Source organism: Chryseobacterium sp. SIMBA_028, from assembly GCF_046535285.1.
GTDB lineage: Bacteria > Bacteroidota > Bacteroidia > Flavobacteriales > Weeksellaceae > Chryseobacterium.
In genome coordinates, this window is sequence record NZ_JAWRWZ010000012.1 from 142,412 (window position 1) to 164,103 (window position 21,692).

Genomic DNA, 21,692 nt, shown 5'->3' on the forward strand with positions numbered 1-21,692 from the left:
TAGCTTTATTCTAAAACTCTGACAATTTCCAAGGATCAAGCACCACCTTGACGCAGCCATCTTGTTTTTTATCAAAAATTTCATATCCTGCAGAAACATCTTCCAGAGAAAGACGGTGCGTGATAATATCATCAAGCTGAACACGGCCGCTTTGTACATGGTCCATCAGCATATCTATAATCGGATGAACATTACACTGTCCTGATTTCAGGGTAATTCCTTTATCAAAAACCTGTCCCAGTTTAAAATTGTCATAATTCGTAGGATATACTCCCAAAATTGAAACAGTTCCTCCCCGTCTCACAGCGCTCATACAGGCTTCTAACACTTTTATTGAACCTTTTTCAAAATTCATCACTGCCTTTGCTTTATCTAAAAGGCTGCGATCAGGTTCAAAACCAACCGCATCGATACATAAGTCTGCGCCTCTTCCACCGGTCAATTCTCTTATCTGTTCTATAACCTCTTTAGCATCCTCCCATAAAATAGTTTCGCAGCCTGTCAGTCTCTTAATCTGGTCAAGTCGGTACTGAAGGGTATCAATAACGATTACTTTTTTTGCATTATGCAGAATCGCACTTTTCACAGACATCGATCCCACCGGTCCTGCTCCAAAAACAGCTACGGTTTCTCCGCCCTTCAATTCTCCCCACATGACTCCGGTATACCCGGTAGGGAAAATATCGGTCAGGAACAGAACCTGCTCATCAGTCAGACCATCTGCTACTTTCCGAGGCCCGAAGTGCGCGTAAGGAACCCGTACATACTGTGCCTGCCCCCCATTATATCCACCATACAGATCACTGTATCCAAAAAGAGCCCCTCCTTTTTCTGTGATAAGACCCCCTTCCGGCCCATAGTGTTCGGGATTACTGTGTTCACAGGCCGTAGGAAGGTTATGCTGACAGAAATAACATCCTCCGCAGGCAATAGGAAATGGAACCACGACCCGGTCGCCAACCTTTAAATGGTTTATATTCTGCCCTGTCTCTTGAACTATTCCCATGAATTCATGACCCATCACCATAGGCCGTAACTGGGGAATACCTCCGGAATACATATGCAAATCGCTTCCGCAAATAGCTGTCGAAGTTACTTTAAGAATAATATCCGAAGCATCCTGAATCACCGGATCATCAATCGTATCACAGGTGATATTTCCGGGAGCGTGAAAAACTGCTGCTTTCATAATTTTAATATTTAGTGGTGTAAAGGATTATCTAGATTATACGGTGAGAGATCTTTCAATTTCAAGATGCCATACCCTGTGCTGCGAAACTGCCTGAATAAATTTATCTGCGGCTTCGGGAACTCCCTCTGTAATAACAGCCGGATCTTCATGTTTTTTCTTACTGACATGGCTATCAATATAGATATCCCTTGTTCCCGGACCAAAATAAAGAGCTTTACAATGATGATAGGCTTCATTAACGAAATCCAGAACTAGCTGTTTATTTTCTGGAAGCAAAAAGTCGTTGGCATTATCATTTCCACAAGTAATAAGCAGGGCATCAAAGCATACACTCGAGGTGCTGGATAATGAATGATCTGGGAACATTATGTTTCCATTACTGGTCTTTACTGCAGCCATAGTGGGAGCTATAATCTCAATTTTGGCGCCTTGCCCTTCTATTCTGTTTTTTAAATCATCAATTATTTCTGCCTCAGCATCGTTGCAAACCATGAATCCAATCTTCCTGGCTTTTATTGTATTTTTTACAGTATCCTGCATACTGAGAGCCGGAGATATTGTAACTTTTGGTTCCCTTTCCTGACTTTGCAAATCTTTTGGACTGGCATCTGCAGGAATACTATGATTGGGTTGCTGGAGTTTTTCCAGGTCAACGCCCAATTTGCGGGCAACTTCAGAGGCTAGTTCTATATTGATATAAGCCAGCTGTCCCACTAGTCTCTTCCTGATCTGAGGAATCGTCACTTTTGAAAGTTCAAAGACAAGGGCTTTGGTAAGGTGTGCCTTTTCAGGAGCCGACTGACTGTTGTAAAATAGCTTCGCCTGAGAATAATGATCTATAAAGCCTGGATTTCTTTTCCTTAGCTTTTCTCCGGATACTCTTTCGCGTTGGGAAACAAATCCTCCTTCTGACATCATGGCCTGAAAGGGGCATCCACCTCCGATGGAGTTGGGTTCGTAACTTACTTTTCCTTTTACGATCTGCTGCCTCATATGGCCGTCACGCTGGTTGTTATGAACTGTATTTAAAGATCTATTGATCGGTATTTCATGAAAGTTAGGTGATCCTAACCTTGATAACTGGGTATCGGTATATGAAAACAATCTTCCCTGCAGTAAAGGATCGTTGCTAAAGTCAATTCCTGGTACCAGATGTCCCGGATGGAATGCAACCTGCTCTGTTTCAGCAAAAAAGTTCTCGGGATTCTTATGTAGGGTTAGTGTTCCGATAATCTCAACAGGAACTAGTTCCTCAGGAACAATTTTTGTGGGATCCAGCAGATCAAAATCAAAATCGCTTTCATTTTCCTCGGGAATAATCTGTACTCCAAAGTCCCACTGGGGAAAATTGCCGGATTCTATCGCTTCCCATAAGTCGCGTCTATGAAAGTCGGGATCCATTCCCGAAATTTTCTGAGCTTCATCCCAGGCAACAGAATGCACACCTAATCTGGGTTTAAAGTGAAATTTCACAAAATGAACATCATTATCGGTATTAATAAGTTTGAAAGTATGGACTCCAAATCCTTCCATCCTGCTAAAACTTCTGGGTATCGCACGGTCACTCATCAGCCACATAATCATATGCATACTCTCTGGCATTAATGATATAAAATCCCAAAATGTATCATGAGCAGATGCAGCCTGAGGAATTTCATGATCAGGTTCAGGCTTAAGAGCGTGCACAAGATCCGGAAATTTTATGGCATCCTGAATAAAGAATACCGGCATATTATTAGCGACCAGATCATAATTTCCCTCTTCGGTATAAAATTTAACCGCAAACCCTCTTACATCCCTTGCAAGATCTGTACTCCCTCTGCTGCCGGCTACAGTTGAAAACCTGACAAAAACAGGAGTTTCTTTTCCTATATCATTTAGAAATTTGGCTTTGGTATATTTTTCAAGGCTTTTTGTCAGTTTAAAAGTGCCATGCGCTCCTGATCCCCTCGCATGTACAACACGCTCTGGGATTCTTTCGTGATCGAAATGGGTAATCTTTTCACGCAATATAAAATCCTCCAACAAAGAGGGACCTCTATCACCAGATTTTAAAGTATCCTGGTTATTATTGATACGTATCCCTTGATTTGTTGTCAGCTTTTGATCTTCGTTGGAAGTACTTAGGGACTGCAGCTGATTTATTTTTGCATTGAGGTTTGTATCTTCTTTCATATCAAAATATTTAGAATTTGTGGGAATAGTCACTCCATAAGCTCTACTGGGCATCTGTTAAAAGAAATTAAAAATGAGACGTTTTTATCAGGTGTTCAAAGCAATGGAAATCTTTATTTTCATTCATAATCAGATAGAACATGGTCCGTAATGGTTTTATTTTCCCGATACTTTTGAGATCCGTAAACTCTGCGATTAAAGCTTTTATATTTTCTTTTTTTGAAGTATTGAGAAAAATAAATACTAAGAAAATATTCATTTTAATTTCTTTCGCATAGATTACATCCCCATCTTCAAACCATTCTCCTTTATTATTAACCCTGATGAATTGGCTAAGGCGGAGCATTTTTATTATTTTCTGCCGGTCCATATGATAAATTCCTGGATTAAAGATGCCATATAGACCTTCGGATCTATATGGCATATCTTTTAGTAAACTTAATCTTCCTGCTCTGCATCAAAATTGATGAAGGTCTCAGCTATTTCAGTGAGATTATAATCTGTATCTTCTTCTTCCTGGAGTGTTTTTTCAAGCAGGTCTGCTACTTTATCGTGTCCCATGGTAATAGCAAGCTGGGCCAAACCTCCATAGGTGGCAATCTCATAATGCTCCACTTTCTGTGCAGCAATAATCAGGGCCGCATCTCTTGTCATAGATCCTTCCTGTGTAGATTTTATAATTTCCTCACCTTCTTTGATAATCCCTTTTATGGCTTCACACTCTTTTTCCTCAGGGCTTTCATCAATTAATTTAAATACTTTTTCAAGACGGCTTACATGTTTCTTGGTCTGGAGCTGATGGTCTTCAAAAGCATCCTTAAGCTCTTCAGTTGTTGCCGCTTGCTGCATTTTTTCCAATGCCTCTATAATGGCATTTTCTGCGAAGTAAATATCTTTAAGAGAGCTTACGAAGAATTTGTGAAGCGAAGAATTTTTCATTTCATCCCCGTCCACCGAAGCATTATCTACTTTCATTTTTTTATCTGCTGTGGAAACCGCCCCTGTAGACGCTGAGTTTGATGCTGATGCAGCAGTATTGGTATTTTCTGTTGTTTTTGTTGCCATGATATGATGTGGTGTTTGAATTGAATTAAAAGATTACCCCTTTAAAAAAAAGTAAAGAGGTAATCTAAAAAAATTATGAATTATTACGTCTTCCGCCAAATCCTGATCTTCCAGATCCTGAAGACCTTCCTCCTCCATGAGAGGCCTGGCCACCCATACGGGCAATTCTGGTACGCTCAGCTTTGCTCATCGATGCAAAGCCTCTTCTCGAGGTTCCGTTTCCGGAACCAGAGCCACGGCCAGAACCTGAATTACTGTTATTTCCTGATCGTGAACTGGAGCCTCCTGATCCTCTATTAGAGCCTGATCTTCCTGAATTTGAATTGGAAGATCTTCCACCGCCATGAGAAGCCTCTCCTCCCATACGGGCAATTCTGGTACGCTCTGCCTTACTCATTGAGGCAAAACCTCTTCTTGAAGTTCCGTTTCCGGAACCAGAAGAAGATCTTCCTCTTCCCGAAGAACCTGAGCCTGATCTCGATCCGGAACCAGATCCAGAGCCCGATCTGGAACCTCCTCTACCTCCGGAAGTAAACCTTCCCTGACTGTCTCTCTGCTGACTGCCTCCACGGGAACCGCCTCCGCCTCCAGAGCTTCTTCCACCTCTGTTGTTATCTTGGTCGTCATCATCTTCATCATCATAGTCTTCATCATCATAGTCTTCGTCGTCATCATAGTCCTCGTCGTCGTCGTAATCGTCGTCATCGTCGTCATAACTGTTTTCATAATCATCGAACTCGTCCTCATATTCAGAGAAATCATCATCATAATCTTCATCCTGGGATGCATCATTAAAACCATGGTCATACCCTAACTGATAAACTTCCTCTAAAGTGGATTTTTCATTGTTTGAAGAATTACTTCTTGAACTACGATTGTTTGAATTTCTAGTGTTCATAACTGAATGTTTTAAAAATTAATATATAAGTGATGTATTGCCTTTCCTTACTAGTATCAGAAAAGCAATGGTTTTTTGGTTTATTGGTGATATTTTTATTAAGCCTGAAGGGCTTATATAGCTTCCCTAAGAGGAAGACTTGTAAATCTACAATCAGATTGTTAAGTCAAATTTACAAAGGAATAATCCCCCTCTTTTATGACTGGCATCATATTGACAGAAATTAGTATAAAATTTTTCTGTTAATGATCTTCACAATATTTTCTTTCTCCATCCGTTTAATGGTTTTAATGGCAGTTTCAACGCGAATTCCTGTCAGGCTGGCTAACTGCTGTCTGGTCAGAGGCACCAGATAAGAGAATAAGCATTGTTTTTTTTCAAAGCTTTTTAAATAGTCCATTACTCCAATAATTCTTTCCTCGGGACTTTCCAGAGAGTTTTTCTGATGCATGATGTATTTGTAATATAATGCATCGGAGAGGCTTTTACAGAAATCAAGATAGAGGTCCGGATTTTTTTCTAGTATATTAAAGAAATCAGCTTTGGCTAATCTAAGTATGCTACATCGGGAAACAGCAACTGCATTCATGGGGTATAGTTTCTCACCAAAGAGCAGTGATTCACCAAAACTTTGCCCCTGAAAAAATACGTTCTGAATAAATTCTTTTCCATCTGCATTATAGCTATTTGTTTTTACTTCACCATCAATGATTTGATAGTAATACGCAGGCACCGTTCCTTCATAAAAGATAGATTCATCAGGAATGTACCGCCTTAACCCAGCGCCTGCTGCGTTTAAAATTTCTTCGTTAATAATCATAATTTTTTTTTTTACTATTAATAAATTTTAGTAGTCATCTTTGTAAAAATTTATTAGATCTGTAAAAACACGAAATGTTTTTTCAAATGATCAGAATCACCTTTTATAAACATTATTGTATACATATTGAGGTATTGGGCATCCTATTCAATTCGGCATTACGAATTTTTATTAGTATCTGCCTGTTCTTTAAAGCACACCTGTTATGATAGACAAAGCTGCCATACAGGGGGATGGTTTTAATCACAGCTAAGGTTCGAGAAAAACTCTTGGATTTTTTCCTTTGATCTGCAATGAGATAAATGCTTGCGCGTAACAGCAAAAATATCCACCGGATTTTGTGTTAACATAATAGATTTCATAATATTAAATTTTGGTGTGTTTCATAAAAAAAACAAATTACACAATCATAATATGATTATGATAAATAATTCATACCAAAATTAGATTAAAAATACTATTTAAAATATGACCTAGGTCATATAGTCTTCTTTAAATGTTAAATATTTCGTAAAATTCTGGGAGTAATATCTTTAAAAATATATTTTCCTGTCTTTAATCATTACCAGTTTTCTTTTTTCCATGTTCTTAATCGTCCTTATGGCCGTCTCGACACAAAGACCTGTGAGACTGGCTAATTGCTGCCTGGTAAATGGTATTTTGAAAGAAAACGGAGCATGGTCCTTTTTGGAAGTTTTAAGATACTCCAGCACACCCATTATTCTCTCTGAAGGATTCTGTGAAGAATTGGCCTGAAGCATAATGTACTGATAATACAGACAGTCTGACAACCCTTTGCATAAGTCAAAGTATAACTGCGGATAGACATTGAGCATACTGAAGAAATTATTCCGGCATAACTTTATAATTGAACATGGTTCCAATGCGACAGCATCCATAGGATAAGGTTTACCAATAAATAATAAAGATTCACCGAGACTCTCGCCATCCGTAACTATTTTCTGGATAAGCTCCTTTCCCTCTTTATTATAATTGTTGAGTTTCACTTTTCCTTTAATAATTTGATAATAAAAGTAGGGAGTCGCTCCATCGTGAAAAATAGTATCACCGGGCCTATATTGTTTTACTTCAGCACCAGCTGAAAACAAAAATTTTTCATTAATAACCATATGATTTTTTTTAATTCTTTTATAATTCTTTTACTTTTACAATCATCTTCACAACATCATTTTACAAGTTACTGCACTGCTGCACTCGTTATTTCATAATACACTGCCCATCCTGCAAAAATAATTACGATAATCCATATCCAAAAAGGTATGGTTTGCGGGGTCTCACTTCCGGTAATGAGAAAGCTTTTCTGATTTCCTTTATCATAAGCATTGATCATTAATGATAAAGTTCCATCCACGACATCTTTATTCTTCAAGCCTTCAATTCTTATGGAGGGACCATTGGCAACTGTAAAATTTATTGTTCTTATGCCTTCTTTGCCCGATGGAGAGCGGCTTACAATTTTTAACAGATGATCCCCATCTGCAAGCTTTTTCGTATCCAGATCGAAAACAATTGGAGTTTCCAATTCAGCAATGGGATGCGGGTCATTATCTATGAAAAGAAATACCTTACTGCTGTCTTTTGTCATAACATCGTATTTTCATCTGAGAAAACCGAATATTTAATATGCCTTAGATCTTTTTCATCCGGTTTGATCAAATATTTAACTGAAAATATAAAGGCTAAAACTGTTATCAGGATAACAATTCCTACAATAAACCAGTCCCAGTCGCTTTCCGGTCCTGTTCCGTGCGTAAGATCCTTAGTGACTTCCGGCTGACGAAGCTGGCATGCATCGCATCCCATGGCATAGCTGGTCCATAAAATTAAAATCACATTGAGTCCATTTTTTATTAAATTTTTCATTGTTACTTTATTTTGTCAAAGATTACTTTTATTTCTTCCAAAGTCACTTTTTTCGAATTATTTCCCCAGCTCGTTCTTTCGTGATTAATAATCGCTGTTACATCTTCAGCAGTAAAATTAGCATTGGTTCCTACTGCCGGCATGGTCGCAAATTCAGGTCTGGGATCATAGCCTTTCATGATAATTGTAACGTAAAGCTCCAGATCTCCGCCGCTTACTACGGGGCTTCCTTTTAATGGAGGGAAGGCGCCCGGCACCCCTTCACCATTTGCCTGATGGCAGGAAGCGCAATTGGCGGTGAAAAGCTCTGCACCATCTGGCAGATGAGATGCACCGGCCTGCTTTTCATTTCCTTTTTTGGTTTGCTTATAAAGGAACGGAGGCACAATAGATTTATCCGTGTAATCCGTCTGTTTAAGTGATTTCAGATAAGCGACCAATTGCAGGGCCTTTTGCGTAGCAACTATTTTCTTTCTTTTATTTTTAAGGAATTTCTCGGGAACTTTCACTTCAACGTCGTCAGGCTGCAGATAATCTCTTTCCATAAAAAGAAATTCATAGGACGGCATTATGGAAGCTTCTACAGCAGCTCTTGGCTGGTAAAGGTGAATTAAATGCCATTCGGCACTTGGCTGTCTTTCCCCTACACTGGTAAGATCAGGCCCAGCCCTTTGTGTCCCCATCAAATTAGCTGTATTTCTCCAAAAATCCGTTCTTTTATTGATGGCAAAATCTGCCGGAATACTTGGTCTTTTACCAAAAACATTATCCATTTCAACATTTCTTACCTGCTGTGTATGGCATGCCACACATCCGTTTTCAATATATACCATTTTGCCGGCCCTTTCCTGCTCTGTCAATATTTTCGCCTGCCTTGGCAAAGGCTTATTGATTCTCTGGTTATCAAGAGCAGGCAGCACAGCGATGTAAAGTGTAAGAAAAACAAAGAGACAAAGTGCTGAGCCGAAAAGGATTTTATGGTTATTTAATAGTAACATAATTCTTCTTTTAAGTGTTAAACTCAGTATGGCTGTGTTGTTGTTTTGCTGCCAGTATTTCAGCAGGGGTCTGTGGGATTCTCACATCTTTATCTTTGGTAATCATTATATAAAAATTATAGCCAAAAATAAGATGAGCCACCCACATCATGGTACCCCCTATTGCTCTCCATAACCAGAACGGGAACATGTTAATAACACCATCTATGAAAGGTTTTTTTTTCATCCACATCAATCCTGTCTGTGTCCCTCCTATCATCAATGCTATGACATAAAAAAGTAAACCGATTAAAGCCAGCCAAAAGTGTATTCCTACCCATAGCTTTGGAGGCTCCTTGCCGGTGAGGCGCGGAATAAGGGTGTATGAAAATGCCCAAAGCATAAAGGTGATTATTCCGTACATGGTCAGATGGGAATGGGAAACTGTAAAATCAGTGAAGTGCCAGAGCAGATTGGTATATCTGAAAGCTTCTACCGTTCCCTGAAAAGACCCGGTAAAATAAAAAATAATCGACATAAAATAAAACGGAAGTGTATAACTGTTTTTAAGCTGGTACCATGCTCCGTTAAATGTAAACAGAAAATTAGTCGTTCCTGCTGCTACGGGAATTAACATTCCCACACTGGCAACAATGGCTGTAGTCTGAAGTCTCCAGGGAATAGCACTAAAAATAAAGTGGTGGGTTCCGATCAGGGTATAAAATAATATATGAGTCCAGAAAGCCAGCGCTCCCAGACTGTAGGAATAAATAGGTTTATTGAGCTGCTGGGGAAGGAAATAATACATCAGACCCAGATTAATCATCATAAACCACATACCAATGGCCTGATGCATATAATACCCCTGGGTAATTGTTTCTCCCACTCCGTCCTGCCATATAGGAACGTAGCCTACGATAATGACCATGACAATGAACATAAATCCCGAAATGATATACCAGTTTGAAATATAAATTTCTTTGACAATTCTTTGGACAACGGGCTTGAAGAGATTATGGGCAGAAATTGCCACTCCGGCTCCAAAGGTTATCATAATAGGCCATATATATTCTCTGTATTCCCCCCCTCCGTTATTGACTCCCGCCAATAAAGATATTGTTCCGGCCAGTACTGCAGTATTGATCAGTATTAAAGAAATGTAACCCTGCTTTATATTATAAACCTCCACGTTGCTTACTCTTGTAACAACATAATATGAAAGTCCCACCATAGCTAAAGATGCCCATCCCCAGAATACCGCATTTGTATGGGCGGGGCGGAGTCTTCCAAAACTCAACCAACTGGTATGTTCAACATCCGGCGCAACGTATTTGATACCGGCATAGAGGCCAAAGGTTGTCCCAATGATCAGCCAAAGAATTGCCGTTCCTAAGAAATAAAGAATAAGTTTACTGAGTTCGGGACTTATATATTGCAAAAATGAAGAAGTCCTTCTTTTAGTTGGAAATACCCTGAGTTCCTCGACCGAGTTGACATTCTTAATAATTCCTTTTTCATCAGACGGCGGCAAGCAGCCCGAGAGCTGGTTTTCTGCCGGCTGAAAATTAAGTTCTTTTTCTCTTTTCTCATATTCTCTTAACTCTTCCGGAGAGCTATTTTCAATTTTTTTTCTGATCTCGGAAAGTTCCCTATTCCTTAGTATTCTTAAATAAATAGCTAAGAACTTAAAAATCAGGATAACTAAGCTGGCAATAATCACCATTAACATAAGTAATAATGTTATCTGTATTCCAGTTTGGTTTAGTAGTGATGATTCTGCCATGATAGAATTTTAGGATTTAATATATAAGGATTTCGTCCACTGAAATACAGTGGAAACAACTCAATAATAACCTGAATAAGCCATTTTCCAAGAATAGGAAATATGGCTATTCAGTCTTCAAAGACGAATGTGCACTAATGGATGTACATTACTTACTGTTTTTGATAGAATCTACATCGTAGGCTGTACTGTCCATAGGAAGTGTATTATCCAGGGAATCTGGTGTGATTTGAGCTGTTCCCCCAACCATACTGTCTCCTGTATTTATACTGTCAATATTTGAAGGTTGAGACTGTTGTTCTCTTTTACAACTAATGGTAAATAAGCCCAGAATCAGGGCTGTTAAGATGAATGATTTCATAACATTAAATTTTGTGGTGTGTGTTAACAAAAGTATGAAAACAAGCACTTTGGTTTTTATGACTTACATCATAATGACTCATAATTTGTCTAATGTTATAAAAAAATAACCATTAAATAAGTGTGTAAGGCATTACCAGAAAAAAAGCATAGCTGTTAATGCCGGAATCAGCTACAGCATCCAATGGCTGAATCTCTTCCACTTATAGAATACCTGCTGAGAATTCCGTTACAAACGTACTGGCAATAAGCTGTAAGAAGTAGTTCTATATTTCTGAAAGAGTGAATCCTAATATGAGCCAGACGACTCATAATTTACAGATATTACCTGAAAAAATTAAGAATTGATCAGTACTATACCATAAAAAAGCCTTCCAAAATAGGAAGGCCGAGAATATATGGGGTCTAAAAAAGTGTCAACGGACTATTGAATCATTTTGTTTTATTGGTTGCTTTAATGTATCGGCACCCTTTCGATAAGTTGTCGGATCGTTTTGATTAGCAGGGGGTGTAGGAGCAACACTTGCCGAATCATATGAAGATGTCGCGGTAGAATCAGCTTGTGTATCGTTTTTAGTCTCCTGGTTTTTACAGCTGATCATTAATATACCAAGAATAATAAATATTGAACTTTTCATATTATATCATTTAGTTAGAAAATAAGTGGTTGCAAAATTCTAATACCAAAATTATTCATATCAGTCACTCCATTTTATGAGTGAGGTCATAATATGTGTTTTTAAGACAAATTAATATTATTTGATTCTACACATTTTTGTCAACCCTACTTTTACCCATTATTTAAAAATTAAACCTATTTTGCTTTTCAATTAAAACTTATCAAAATGCTGATCGAACAGGAACTTCTTTTATCCTTCGGAGCAACAATAGAAAATTTTTATCCGGCTGACATCATATTTGATGAAGGCAGTACGCCTAAATACTATTACCAGATTGTAAAAGGTCGGATAAAGCTCAATCATTATAATGAAAATGGAAAGGAACTTATTCTAGCCATTCTCACCTCAGGGCTCAGTGTATGTGAACTTTTACTCTTTATGGATAAGACCTATCCTGTCAATGCTGTAGTTTTAGAACCCAGTACTCTTTTAAGGCTTTCTAAAGTTGATTTTGAAAGAATGCTTGATGAAAATGTGATGATTTCCAGAAATATCAATAAATTTTTATCCGAAAGATTGTATCATAAAATTATTATGCTGGAGAACAATACCTCTACTCATGCAGATGTGAGGATACTCGGAGTGCTCAATTATCATAAAAGCTTCAGCAGTGAACAATCCAAATATTCTTTTGAGGTTCCCCTTACCAGGCAGCAGCTTGCGTCGATGACCGGGCTAAGGGTGGAAACAGTGATAAGAACTATAAAAAACCTCGAGAAGCTCAGTAAACTTCAGATAAGGGACAGAAAAATTTATTATTAAAGCTTTACCGCCTGGCAAGACTAAACCTTCAGTAAAAAATTTTACCGTTTATAATCCGGACCATTTTATTTTTCTCCATTTTTTTCACCGTGCGTATCACCGTTTCCAACCGTAAAGCTGTAATTGATGAAAGCTGCTGTCTGGTAAAAGGTATTTGAAAGGAAAAAGGTTCAGACTTTGAATAGTATGCCTTAAGAACCCTGAAAAGTTCAATCAGTCTTAACATTGAATCATTAATAGAAAGACAGTTCAGCATCACATACCTGTAATACACTTTTTCAGCATTATAACAGTAAAGCTTCAGGAGCGATTCCTGAGTATTTTTGACAAAATCAACAAACCTTTCACCAGGAACCCTAAAAATTTCACATAAGTCCATTGCTACTGCATTAAATGGATAAGCCTTGTTATCAAAAAGAAATGTTTCAGCAAAACATTCTCCGCTAAAGGAAATACCTAAAATGGCCTCTGTTCCGTTCTCTCTGTCCTTTGTCAGTTTAACAGCCCCCATGCTAACCTGATAATAATAATTGGGTTTTTGACCGTCTGAGAATATCAATTCATTCACTTCATATTGTAATATCTCAGCTCCTAACGAAAAAAGTATTTGTTCACTAAATATCAAAATTTCTCTTATTTAAAAGTCAAAACTAAAAAAAACAGCGAGCTTAAATTTATGATATAGGTCATAACAGGTACCACAAGGACACCTACTTTTCACTTCTACCTATCGGGAGCATTCAGTACGTATGAAAATATTCTTGCAAAAAAGTTGCTTTAAAATAAGTTTTCAAATTCTTTCCAGCAATTTCAGGATTCTCTCTGAGTTTTTCCCAACTCTTCAACAACGAGAGCTAAAGCTCTGCGATGTAATTCTAAATTGCCTTTATCCAAAGCAAAAAGTATATCACGGCATTCCCCCAGGTAACGCTTTGAAAATGATGGATCATGCCGGGGAATCTCAATTGAATTATCTATAATATCAGCATATTTGATGGTCTGTGCTTGCGTACTGATTTCCCGGAGTCTCTCCAACTCCAATTTCTTTCTTTTGTAGCGGTTAAACGTGGGAAAATCTTTTTTTGTGTACACATCGGTTAATTCTACGACCAGCTGAACCGTGAGATTACGGTCATTATTATTCATCACACTTCCCAGAAATTGCGAAATATCATCTTTCGATAATGGAGTATCCTCAATAACATCATGCAGTACAGCCGCTGCGAGTATGGAAAGTTTATCGGTATAGCTGTGGCATATTTCCATTACTCTTAACGGATGAACAATATATCTCTCAGATGTGTATTTTCGTGTCTGGCACCCGTGCGCCTGATCAGCAAACTCTGTAATCTTTTGTATAATTTCTGATCTATCCATAACAATCATCCTTAAAATAACACATACAAAAACAGCAACTCTTTTGCCAAATCTTACAGAACATCCTTAAACAAACAAACCTGAGAGATTAAAGAAAAGTCTATTTCAGCCCTATATGATCTCGATCATATTGATGTAATTGATGTTCTGGCTAATTTTGATGTAAGTCGTCGGAGTATTGAAAGACCTTCCTGTAACGATACATCTTAGTTTCTTTTATTACTACAGTACGAATAATCATCAACAGCCCATTTAAAACACCATGAAAATCACGGAATTAACAATACGTAATCTTGTCAAATACAGAGGTAAGGTCTATTCACTTACAGAGGTATACCAAGACAAGAATGAAGAATATCATGTCAAATTAAAAAATTCAGAACAGTCATTATCAGTATCCGCTAAATTAATTAAACCAGTGGAAATAGATGAATTCTGGCTTTTAAAATTTGGATTTATTAAAACCTATGACTCTAAGTACCGGATAAGATTTGAAAGAGGACAGGAATTTTTAAAGTATGATATTGACCTGCATAGTGTACATTCTATGACGGGTCTTAAGATATATGGAAATAATGTCAACTGCAGGTATGTACATCAGTTCCAAAACATTTTTTGCTTTTTGTTTGGAAAAGAACCTATTTAAAATGGTTAAAATATTGTAAATATATCCGTTATCATTTATCCGTATAAAAGATTGATAATATTTTTCACAACGTATCCTTAGGATGCGTATTATAATACTTTATTATGCTTATTAATATTGAATTACTCTCCATGTACGGTGGATTTACAGAAACTTTTAGCCCCTCTGACATCATTTTCGAGGAAGGAGATATTCCGGAGTTTTACTACCAGCTCATTACCGGATCTGTTAAGCTAAGCCATACAGAAGAAGGTAAAGAACTTATTCAAAGTATTTTAAATAAAGGGCAAAGCGTTTGTGAGCTACTGTGTATGATTGAAAAGCCCTATCCGGTCAGTGCCATAGCTATTTCATCAGGTGATCTGGTAAAAGTACCTAAAGCTAAATTTCTGAAACTTCTTAGTGAGCACCATCAGCCGGCAGTAGCGGTCCGGCAATTTGCTGCGGAACGTCTGTATCACAAGTTTATTTTGATGCAGAACAATGCCTCTAAGTATTCCCATGTCAGGATTGAAGGTATTTTAAAATACTTCAAGAGCTTAAGTGAAGATCAGAGCCCCTATTCCTATGAACTTCCCCTCACCAGAAAACAGCTGGCATCTATTACCGGTCTGCGTATTGAAACGGTGATACGAACTGTAAAGAAAATGGAAGCTGAAAAGGTACTTAAGATTAAAAACCGTAAAATTTATTTCTAGTATACGAATAGTATCTCATCTTAAATTTGAAGGAATACCTGATGAATAATCAGGATATATAAAAAACGATAAACAAATATTTTTTAGTAAAATATTTTCCCATTCTTTATTATAAGAATTTCATCTTTCTCCATTCTTTTAATTACTCTGATGGTTGTTTCCAGAGACAAGCCGGTAAGTGAAGCCAACTGCTGCCTGGTATGGGGAATTTCGAATGAATATCTGTATTTATTTTCTTTTGATTCTTTCATCTGGTTCATCAGTTCCACTAAACGCTCTTCGGCATTCTGGCTTGAAATCTTCTGCATTAACACCAATTTTTCGGTGGTTTTTTCTGACAGAGCCGTATACATATTGAGGAAATTATCTGGATGATCCTGCAGTAATTGAAAGAACTGGTCTCTGCTGATTTTAAGAACAGTACATTTTGTAAGGGCAACCGCATTAACGGTATACGGTTTTCCCAGGATAAGCATTGATTCTCCGAAACATGAATTATCTGAAAGGATGTCCTGAATAAACTCTTTACCGTCTTCCTTATAGCTGTTAAGTTTCACTTCGCCTGTTACTATTTGATAATAAAAAAGCGGAGTGGATTCTTCACGAAAAATATAATCACCAGCACTGTAGTGCTCTTCAATTGCCTGTACTGAATGCAAAAGACCGTTTTGGATAGACATAATGTAAATTTTATGGTTTGCTTTGTTCTACGTTACCGTTGTAGAAGACTTGGGCATTTTTGAACGTCCTGAATTTATTTGCCGCTCTAACTGACAACATATGATAGTATTTATATACAATACTTAGCTTTTTAAAGTTCAAAAACAAAATTTCTAATCAAGCTAAAGACCTAATGAGACATTTGCTCTATAAGAAAATTTCATATCCAAAAGTTTAGATTTCACGACTTGCCAAAAGGTTGCATTCATATTTTTCATTAAATGAGATACTTCAAAGGTAGCCTATCAGTAAAGCATATAATATGACATAGGTCATATTTGAAAATCTTTTAAAAAGATAGTGATTTAAATTGGTCTTAAGTATTTTTATTTGATTTTCAATAATTTAAAACGACTGATAAAAAAAAATGATTATGGTCAACCGCTTTTAACTTAAAAAACAACCAGTCATTTTAACGGCCAGCGGCCGTCGTTTGAGGAATTACCGAGCGTACAATAAGGTCAATTTTGAAACCTTTTTGATCTGAATCATATTCAAAGAAATATTAAATTAATATATTTGTAGTACGTTATTTCACAGGCAAGCTATGTGAAGGTTGTTTAATTAGGAGTTATGGTCATACAGGAAGACTTGCTCATTACTTTTGGAGCAGACATTATTCAATTACAAAAATCCGAACTCCTCTTTGAAGAGAACACCGCACCTGCCTACTATTTTCAGATCAAAACGGGTAAAATAAAACTTACGAATTTTCAAACTGAAAAGAGAGAATTCATACAGAGTATTCATCAGGAGGGTGACTCGGTGGGCGAAATATTTTTATTTTCTAAATACCATTATCCTGTCCATGCCGTCTTAATGGAGGATTCTACAGTACTTCGGTTAGAACATTCCAAACTATTGAAATTACTGGAATCTGACTTTGAGATTCAGATGAAGTTTCTTTATTATCTGGCAGATAGATCATATCACAGCTGTATTTTTTTAAACAGTTTAACATCAGAAGACGCCACTCATCAATTGCTTACCGTACTTAATCATCTTAAGGGAGATCATGGTGAGCACTATTCCTATAAAATTCCTTACACAAGAAAAGAGCTTGCTTTTTTAACCGGTTTAAGGATTGAAACCGTCATCAGGACTTTTAAAAAAATGGAGCACGAAAAGCTGATTAAAATAATTAAAGGCAGAGTGTATTACTAAGATATCACCCAATGAAAAAGCCTCCCTATTTTGGAAGGCCTGTTGGCATTTAAGACAGAATAATGCCTGCATTAATCATTTACAAATCTAATTTGTATTTTCCAAAGCTACCATGACTGAGATCATAAATCTCAAAGTATCACAGCTGGTCATATTTTAAAATATCATTTAAAAAGGCATAATGATTGATTTTCATATTTGACCTAAAACCACAGCTTATGGATTTTTTAGCGGAACTCTGGGGAAGCGGAAAGTCATTGAATACAGTACAAATGACGTGTCGTGGCATAACCGTTTTTATACTAGCATTGATTTTAATCCGTATTTCCGGAAGAAGATCATTTGGAATCGGCTCACCACTTGACAACATTATTGTCATGCTCGTCGGGGCTATTCTAAGTCGCGCCGTAGTGGGCGCCTCCCCTTTTATCCCAGTTATGACAACCTGTACCATGATTGTTCTGCTGCATCGGTTTTTCAGCTGGTACAAAGGAAAAAGCAGCCGATTTATTCATTGGATTGAGGGAGATAAGATTATGCTTTTTAAAGACGGCAGGTTTATCACTGAGAACATGGAGAGAGCACAGCTGCATAGAGAAGACGTGATGCAGGAATTGAGAAAGAGGGCTATGACCGATGATTTGAATAACATTAAAACTATCTATATTGAGAGAAGCGGTGAGATTAGCATTGTTATAAAAGAATAAGCCTTTGTCAGGTAAATCTCTGTGTATCAGAAATAGCTTAAAATAAGCTAAATGAATTGATCATCACCTTAAATATGATCCCTTTTAAAGGATACCTTATATCAATTACGGAAAATCTGAAAAATAGAATCTATCGTTTTAAATCACAAACAATAATTATCTTTTTCTTTCTTCCGATATAGCGGAGATTTTCCTGTAATCAAAATTTCACCGCCAAAAAGAATAAAAAACCTTATTTTTGATTATCAAGGTGCTGAAAAACATTGATGTGCTCCATATAAAGTGCAAATCACAGATCACTACTATCATCTCTATATCAAACAGATAAAAAACATATAATGAATTTTTTTTTTAATTTTATCAATCTCCACAATGGCGAAGAAAAAAAAGATAAAGTAATGGATAATGTTACGTCCAACATTTCTTTCAGGGGATCAAATCTCTGGATTCTTGCCTGTGCTATAATTATAGCTTCAGTAGGACTCAATGTAAACTCAACGGCAGTAATTATCGGTGCCATGCTCATCTCCCCTCTGATGGGCCCCATTGTGGGGGCGGGATTTGCTCTGGGAACAGATGATTTCCCCTTACTTAAAAAATCTATCAAAAATCTCCTGATAGCTACTGTGGTGAGTCTGCTTGTTTCTGCAGTTTATTTCTATTTAAGTCCTTTTAAGGATGTCCAGTCTGAGTTATTGGCAAGGACAGCTCCTAATATTTATGATGTATTGATTGCGTTTTTTGGAGGCCTGGTGGGAGTCATTGCCATCACACGGGTAGAGAAAGGAAATCCTATTCCTGGAGTTGCCATCGCTACAGCACTGATGCCACCTCTGTGCACTGCCGGATTTGGATTGGCAACATTTAATTTTTCTTATTTTTTTGGAGCATTCTATCTCTATACTATTAACTGTTTTTTTATCTGTATCGCTACATTTCTGGTTGTAAAATATCTTAAGTATCCATCTTCGCTCATTGGTAATAAATATGAAAAAAGAATTCGCTACAGTATTTCATTTTTAATGATCGTCATGATTGTACCAAGCTTTTACCTGGCTTATAACCTTTATAATGAAAAAAAGTTTACAAAAACCGCTGAACAGTTTATACAAAAGGAATTTGACAACAATGGATATACCGTGATTTATAAAAAGATCAATTATCATTTAAATCCCAGGACTATTGATGTTGCTTTTATTAATAAAAAGTTTACCCCGGCTGAAGTCGAAGCTTATAATAAAATGCTTATCAGCAGCGGTCTGTCCAATACAAAATTGAATATAAGACAGAACACATCAGATCTTAAATCAGAGATTTTAAGTGAAATCAACAAAGCTGACCGTCACATCTCTGAAAAAGACATTGCCATTTCACAACTAAGGCAGCAGCTCGACATGTATAAAATCTCTGACTCCACGCTCATGAAGGAATTACAGATTTTATATCCTGATATGAAAAGAATTTCTTACGGGAAGATTGAACAGTATCCTCATACAGACAGTATGAAACTGCAATTTGCAATCATTTATTCAGGCGAAAATATAAATGAGCCACAACTCAAAAGCTGGTTAAGGCAAAGACTAAATGAAGAAAATATTGAAGTTATACAAAATGAAACTAAACAATAATTTCAGCTCATAAAAAAATGATAGGCTCAATACCCATAATAATGGTGAATAAAAAAAGGATTATACAAAAACAACATTACATTGCGTCTCTTGTTGAAAACAGAGGAATGATAGCATCCTGTTGACAATAATAAACCTCAAACATTTCAATTGTATAGGTTCACATTTCTGTTCAGACGAGGATGCTTACTGATAGGATCTTCGGCACCCTGCACTAAAGCTGTCTCTTATGAGTTGATGGACATCAGAGAGTTTATAATACAGCTTACCACTGATGGTATAGTACGGTAATTTTTTATCAGAACGGTAGCGCTGCAGGGATCTTGAACTTATTTTAAGCAGCTGTAAAACATCCTGATTATCCAGCAGATGCTCTCCATCAATACTGTTTAACTCGTTTTCATTCTCTTTTAACTTCTCACTGAGAATGTCAAATCTTGTCATAATTCTTTCCATCCAGGAAATGAATTCTATTCTGTCAATATTCATGATACTTTGTTTTTAATGTCTGTTACAAAGTTTAGCAAATACCATGAATTTCATTCGGTAGCCCATCGGTACTACCGTACGATTCTTCGCCGAATACCATCAATATTATACTTTTAAAAATTATCTCAACGGGATTCCAATTGATCTTAAGGTTAAAACGGGACATCATATACTCAATCAAGCAATGAATAATAAAGCTAAGACATATTCAAACAATCAAACAGATATACTGATTTTCAGATACGCTAAAGCCTTCCTATAGGGAAGGCTTTTTAAAATTGAAGTTGGTAAAAATGTCAAACAGCTACCCTTGTCAAAGTCGGCAATTATTCTCCAGAACCAAAAAATCAGGCAGAGCAGCAAAGTCCAGTTCTTGAATTACATATTCCAATAAACGGAGATCCGTCAACAGTGCTGGTGCATACACATCTTACTGCACATCCTATCTGTAAAGGTAAAACAGCATTTAATGCTCCTTTTACATTCTTTAGATCTTGTCTTGAAAGTTTTTTTAGATTTTTCATAATCATATATGGTTAAGTTATTTTGTTTTCTGCTATACAAAAATGAATGAGTTTTTGATCAAAACAAACCTTCAATTAATAAGTGTGAATAATTTAAAAGTAAGTGTCGCATTTTTATGAAACAGCTGTTGCACATCTCAGCCCGCTTTGACGGTAAAAAATTGAGAGGGGATACGGTATTAATCTTCTCCTTCCATTAAAGCCTTCTCAAGGCTTTCTTTCAATAGCTCCAAAAATTTAGTTTTAGTATATTTTCTGCTTTTAATTTCACCAATGGTCTTGTAAAAATTGCCTAAATCAATTTCTAATGATCGTTCTGTAAATCTTATGACTTCACTGAAATCAACATTACCCCCATTAAAACAACCCGTCCTGTGAAGTGCATACATCAGCTCTATCAGTGACACTTTTGAAGATGTCCATATTAATTTTCCTACTTCCCCGATATTTACCACTGTTTCCTGCCCGATATTGCGGATTGATTTTATCAGGTAATCTTCCAGCAGCTCATTAGCCTGTATTACAGCTATTTTATGGTCATGAGAGGTTGTAAAATCTTCATCAAGGTTGTATATGCTTGAGGAAAGTTTCATCTTTAAATCGTATGATCTTCTGGTAAAATACTTATGATCCAGATAGGTTGCTTTTCTTCGGTAGTAATTGTAAAAATCAGCCTGATCAGAATAATACCTCCTGAGTTTTAAGAGCTCTGCCTGATAAAATTTTCTCAATGCTTTATCGCCCGCTACCGGTTTGGAGGTCTCGGTATTCAATACCTTGGAATAATAGATATATCTGGAAATAAAGTAGGGCTTATGATCTTTAAAAAAATAAACCTCATCAGCAACAGATTCAAAGGTAAAATTCTTGACCATATTTTTAAGTTTCCTTATACTTTCATCAAGTATCAGGAGTATGATCTCAGATGATGTCATAATATCATCATATTGATTTGTTACCATTACAATCTGCTGTTCTACATCTTGCCGGAGTACAGATAAATTTCTAAAAAGTGTCTTTGTTACCATATCCTTTTTTCAGAAAATTACAAAGATTTAGAATATTACAGAGAAACATCCGTTTTCTACCTGACTCGTAGTTTTATCTCTGGAGAGCCCTGCATAATTTCAGTTTATGACTTGA

General features: G+C 36.8%; 24 protein-coding genes. 6 read left to right on the plus strand and 18 right to left on the minus strand.

Features of this window, described 5'->3' with window-relative positions:
* Nucleotides 1-10: 10 nt before the first annotated feature.
* From SCA31_RS17005 to SCA31_RS17060, 12 genes are all read right to left on the minus strand, one after another.
* A complete protein-coding gene (locus SCA31_RS17005; RefSeq protein WP_090024871.1) occupies nt 11-1,189 on the minus strand; it encodes a zinc-dependent alcohol dehydrogenase in 1,179 nt (392 codons plus the stop codon).
* A 36-nt stretch (nt 1,190-1,225) separates the two neighbouring features.
* Nucleotides 1,226-3,367: a catalase gene (locus SCA31_RS17010; RefSeq protein WP_410698169.1), complete on the minus strand. Its 2,142-nt coding sequence runs from the start codon at nt 3,365-3,367 to the stop codon at nt 1,226-1,228.
* A gap of 67 nt (nt 3,368-3,434) precedes the next feature.
* Nucleotides 3,435-3,713, minus strand: coding sequence for a hypothetical protein (locus tag SCA31_RS17015; RefSeq protein ID WP_410698170.1), 279 nt, complete (start codon nt 3,711-3,713; stop codon nt 3,435-3,437).
* Between the two features lie 92 nt (nt 3,714-3,805).
* On the minus strand, nt 3,806-4,432 hold the full coding sequence (locus SCA31_RS17020; RefSeq protein WP_410698171.1) for a ferritin-like domain-containing protein: 627 nt from the start codon (nt 4,430-4,432) through the stop codon (nt 3,806-3,808).
* A gap of 73 nt (nt 4,433-4,505) precedes the next feature.
* Complete coding sequence (locus tag SCA31_RS17025; RefSeq protein ID WP_410698172.1) at nt 4,506-5,330, minus strand: KGG domain-containing protein; 825 nt, start codon at nt 5,328-5,330, stop codon at nt 4,506-4,508.
* 223 nt (nt 5,331-5,553) lie between these two features.
* A complete protein-coding gene (locus tag SCA31_RS17030; RefSeq protein WP_090024875.1) occupies nt 5,554-6,150 on the minus strand; it encodes a Crp/Fnr family transcriptional regulator in 597 nt (198 codons plus the stop codon).
* A gap of 533 nt (nt 6,151-6,683) precedes the next feature.
* A complete protein-coding gene (locus SCA31_RS17035; RefSeq protein WP_410698173.1) occupies nt 6,684-7,280 on the minus strand; it encodes a Crp/Fnr family transcriptional regulator in 597 nt (198 codons plus the stop codon).
* A 68-nt stretch (nt 7,281-7,348) separates the two neighbouring features.
* Complete coding sequence (locus tag SCA31_RS17040) at nt 7,349-7,756, minus strand: cytochrome C (protein WP_090024877.1); 408 nt, start codon at nt 7,754-7,756, stop codon at nt 7,349-7,351.
* Nucleotides 7,753-8,034 (minus strand): hypothetical protein, encoded by a 282-nt coding sequence (locus SCA31_RS17045; RefSeq protein ID WP_090024878.1) that lies wholly within the window; start codon nt 8,032-8,034, stop codon nt 7,753-7,755. The genes SCA31_RS17040 and SCA31_RS17045 overlap by 4 nt, the downstream gene beginning before the upstream one ends.
* 2 nt (nt 8,035-8,036) lie before the next feature.
* A complete protein-coding gene (locus SCA31_RS17050; protein ID WP_090024879.1) occupies nt 8,037-9,032 on the minus strand; it encodes a cbb3-type cytochrome c oxidase subunit II in 996 nt (331 codons plus the stop codon).
* A gap of 10 nt (nt 9,033-9,042) precedes the next feature.
* Nucleotides 9,043-10,794: a cbb3-type cytochrome c oxidase subunit I gene (locus SCA31_RS17055; protein ID WP_410698174.1), complete on the minus strand. Its 1,752-nt coding sequence runs from the start codon at nt 10,792-10,794 to the stop codon at nt 9,043-9,045.
* Nucleotides 10,795-10,942: 148 nt separating this feature from the next.
* Entirely contained in the window at nt 10,943-11,155 is a 213-nt protein-coding gene (locus SCA31_RS17060) for a hypothetical protein (RefSeq protein ID WP_410698175.1), read from the minus strand.
* 844 nt (nt 11,156-11,999) lie between these two features.
* On the opposite strand from SCA31_RS17060, the gene SCA31_RS17065 reads away from it, so the two are divergent.
* Nucleotides 12,000-12,596 (plus strand): Crp/Fnr family transcriptional regulator, encoded by a 597-nt coding sequence (locus SCA31_RS17065; protein ID WP_090024883.1) that lies wholly within the window; start codon nt 12,000-12,002, stop codon nt 12,594-12,596.
* Between the two features lie 28 nt (nt 12,597-12,624).
* On the opposite strand, the gene SCA31_RS17070 is transcribed toward SCA31_RS17065, so the two are convergent.
* Entirely contained in the window at nt 12,625-13,221 is a 597-nt protein-coding gene (locus tag SCA31_RS17070) for a Crp/Fnr family transcriptional regulator (RefSeq protein ID WP_139222039.1), read from the minus strand.
* Nucleotides 13,222-13,406: 185 nt separating this feature from the next.
* Nucleotides 13,407-13,973, minus strand: coding sequence for an HD domain-containing protein (locus SCA31_RS17075; protein WP_410698176.1), 567 nt, complete (start codon nt 13,971-13,973; stop codon nt 13,407-13,409).
* A gap of 262 nt (nt 13,974-14,235) precedes the next feature.
* On the opposite strand from SCA31_RS17075, the gene SCA31_RS17080 reads away from it, so the two are divergent.
* Nucleotides 14,236-14,619, plus strand: a complete 384-nt coding sequence (locus SCA31_RS17080) for a hypothetical protein (protein ID WP_090024885.1) — start codon at nt 14,236-14,238, stop codon at nt 14,617-14,619.
* Between the two features lie 104 nt (nt 14,620-14,723).
* Nucleotides 14,724-15,317: a Crp/Fnr family transcriptional regulator gene (locus tag SCA31_RS17085; protein WP_410698177.1), complete on the plus strand. Its 594-nt coding sequence runs from the start codon at nt 14,724-14,726 to the stop codon at nt 15,315-15,317.
* Nucleotides 15,318-15,400: 83 nt separating this feature from the next.
* Here SCA31_RS17085 and SCA31_RS17090 read toward each other — a convergent pair whose 3' ends face one another.
* Nucleotides 15,401-15,997, minus strand: a complete 597-nt coding sequence (locus tag SCA31_RS17090) for a Crp/Fnr family transcriptional regulator (RefSeq protein ID WP_090024887.1) — start codon at nt 15,995-15,997, stop codon at nt 15,401-15,403.
* 613 nt (nt 15,998-16,610) lie between these two features.
* On the opposite strand from SCA31_RS17090, the gene SCA31_RS17095 reads away from it, so the two are divergent.
* From SCA31_RS17095 to SCA31_RS17105, 3 genes are all read left to right on the plus strand, one after another.
* Nucleotides 16,611-17,201, plus strand: a complete 591-nt coding sequence (locus SCA31_RS17095; RefSeq protein WP_410698178.1) for a Crp/Fnr family transcriptional regulator — start codon at nt 16,611-16,613, stop codon at nt 17,199-17,201.
* A 218-nt stretch (nt 17,202-17,419) separates the two neighbouring features.
* Nucleotides 17,420-17,908 (plus strand): DUF421 domain-containing protein, encoded by a 489-nt coding sequence (locus tag SCA31_RS17100; RefSeq protein WP_410698179.1) that lies wholly within the window; start codon nt 17,420-17,422, stop codon nt 17,906-17,908.
* A 338-nt stretch (nt 17,909-18,246) separates the two neighbouring features.
* Nucleotides 18,247-19,536, plus strand: coding sequence for a DUF389 domain-containing protein (locus SCA31_RS17105; RefSeq protein WP_410698180.1), 1,290 nt, complete (start codon nt 18,247-18,249; stop codon nt 19,534-19,536).
* 186 nt (nt 19,537-19,722) lie between these two features.
* Here SCA31_RS17105 and SCA31_RS17110 read toward each other — a convergent pair whose 3' ends face one another.
* The 3 genes from SCA31_RS17110 to SCA31_RS17120 form a co-directional block, all read right to left on the minus strand.
* A complete protein-coding gene (locus tag SCA31_RS17110) occupies nt 19,723-20,025 on the minus strand; it encodes a helix-turn-helix domain-containing protein (protein ID WP_410698181.1) in 303 nt (100 codons plus the stop codon).
* A gap of 347 nt (nt 20,026-20,372) precedes the next feature.
* Nucleotides 20,373-20,549, minus strand: a complete 177-nt coding sequence (locus SCA31_RS17115) for a bacteriocin-like protein (RefSeq protein ID WP_410698182.1) — start codon at nt 20,547-20,549, stop codon at nt 20,373-20,375.
* Between the two features lie 179 nt (nt 20,550-20,728).
* A complete protein-coding gene (locus SCA31_RS17120) occupies nt 20,729-21,577 on the minus strand; it encodes an RteC domain-containing protein (RefSeq protein ID WP_410698183.1) in 849 nt (282 codons plus the stop codon).
* Nucleotides 21,578-21,692 lie beyond the last annotated feature (115 nt).

What these genes read in the sequence shown, in the direction of transcription:
- SCA31_RS17040 (WP_090024877.1), bottom strand. Translation starts at nt 7,756, where the DNA reads ATGACAAAAGACAGCAGTAAGGTATTTCTTTTCATAGATAATGACCCG.
- SCA31_RS17065 (WP_090024883.1), top strand. Translation starts at nt 12,000, where the DNA reads ATGCTGATCGAACAGGAACTTCTTTTATCCTTCGGAGCAACAATAGAA.
- SCA31_RS17100 (WP_410698179.1), top strand. Translation starts at nt 17,420, where the DNA reads ATGGATTTTTTAGCGGAACTCTGGGGAAGCGGAAAGTCATTGAATACA.
- SCA31_RS17090 (WP_090024887.1), bottom strand. Translation starts at nt 15,997, where the DNA reads ATGTCTATCCAAAACGGTCTTTTGCATTCAGTACAGGCAATTGAAGAG.
- SCA31_RS17075 (WP_410698176.1), bottom strand. Translation starts at nt 13,973, where the DNA reads ATGGATAGATCAGAAATTATACAAAAGATTACAGAGTTTGCTGATCAG.
- SCA31_RS17105 (WP_410698180.1), top strand. Translation starts at nt 18,247, where the DNA reads ATGAATTTTTTTTTTAATTTTATCAATCTCCACAATGGCGAAGAAAAA.
- SCA31_RS17085 (WP_410698177.1), top strand. Translation starts at nt 14,724, where the DNA reads ATGCTTATTAATATTGAATTACTCTCCATGTACGGTGGATTTACAGAA.
- SCA31_RS17095 (WP_410698178.1), top strand. Translation starts at nt 16,611, where the DNA reads ATGGTCATACAGGAAGACTTGCTCATTACTTTTGGAGCAGACATTATT.
- SCA31_RS17035 (WP_410698173.1), bottom strand. Translation starts at nt 7,280, where the DNA reads ATGGTTATTAATGAAAAATTTTTGTTTTCAGCTGGTGCTGAAGTAAAA.
- SCA31_RS17115 (WP_410698182.1), bottom strand. Translation starts at nt 20,549, where the DNA reads ATGAAAAATCTAAAAAAACTTTCAAGACAAGATCTAAAGAATGTAAAA.
- SCA31_RS17050 (WP_090024879.1), bottom strand. Translation starts at nt 9,032, where the DNA reads ATGTTACTATTAAATAACCATAAAATCCTTTTCGGCTCAGCACTTTGT.
- SCA31_RS17045 (WP_090024878.1), bottom strand. Translation starts at nt 8,034, where the DNA reads ATGAAAAATTTAATAAAAAATGGACTCAATGTGATTTTAATTTTATGG.
- SCA31_RS17080 (WP_090024885.1), top strand. Translation starts at nt 14,236, where the DNA reads ATGAAAATCACGGAATTAACAATACGTAATCTTGTCAAATACAGAGGT.
- SCA31_RS17025 (WP_410698172.1), bottom strand. Translation starts at nt 5,330, where the DNA reads ATGAACACTAGAAATTCAAACAATCGTAGTTCAAGAAGTAATTCTTCA.
- SCA31_RS17010 (WP_410698169.1), bottom strand. Translation starts at nt 3,367, where the DNA reads ATGAAAGAAGATACAAACCTCAATGCAAAAATAAATCAGCTGCAGTCC.
- SCA31_RS17055 (WP_410698174.1), bottom strand. Translation starts at nt 10,794, where the DNA reads ATGGCAGAATCATCACTACTAAACCAAACTGGAATACAGATAACATTA.
- SCA31_RS17030 (WP_090024875.1), bottom strand. Translation starts at nt 6,150, where the DNA reads ATGATTATTAACGAAGAAATTTTAAACGCAGCAGGCGCTGGGTTAAGG.
- SCA31_RS17060 (WP_410698175.1), bottom strand. Translation starts at nt 11,155, where the DNA reads ATGAAATCATTCATCTTAACAGCCCTGATTCTGGGCTTATTTACCATT.
- SCA31_RS17005 (WP_090024871.1), bottom strand. Translation starts at nt 1,189, where the DNA reads ATGAAAGCAGCAGTTTTTCACGCTCCCGGAAATATCACCTGTGATACG.
- SCA31_RS17015 (WP_410698170.1), bottom strand. Translation starts at nt 3,713, where the DNA reads ATGCTCCGCCTTAGCCAATTCATCAGGGTTAATAATAAAGGAGAATGG.
- SCA31_RS17020 (WP_410698171.1), bottom strand. Translation starts at nt 4,432, where the DNA reads ATGGCAACAAAAACAACAGAAAATACCAATACTGCTGCATCAGCATCA.
- SCA31_RS17120 (WP_410698183.1), bottom strand. Translation starts at nt 21,577, where the DNA reads ATGGTAACAAAGACACTTTTTAGAAATTTATCTGTACTCCGGCAAGAT.
- SCA31_RS17110 (WP_410698181.1), bottom strand. Translation starts at nt 20,025, where the DNA reads ATGAATATTGACAGAATAGAATTCATTTCCTGGATGGAAAGAATTATG.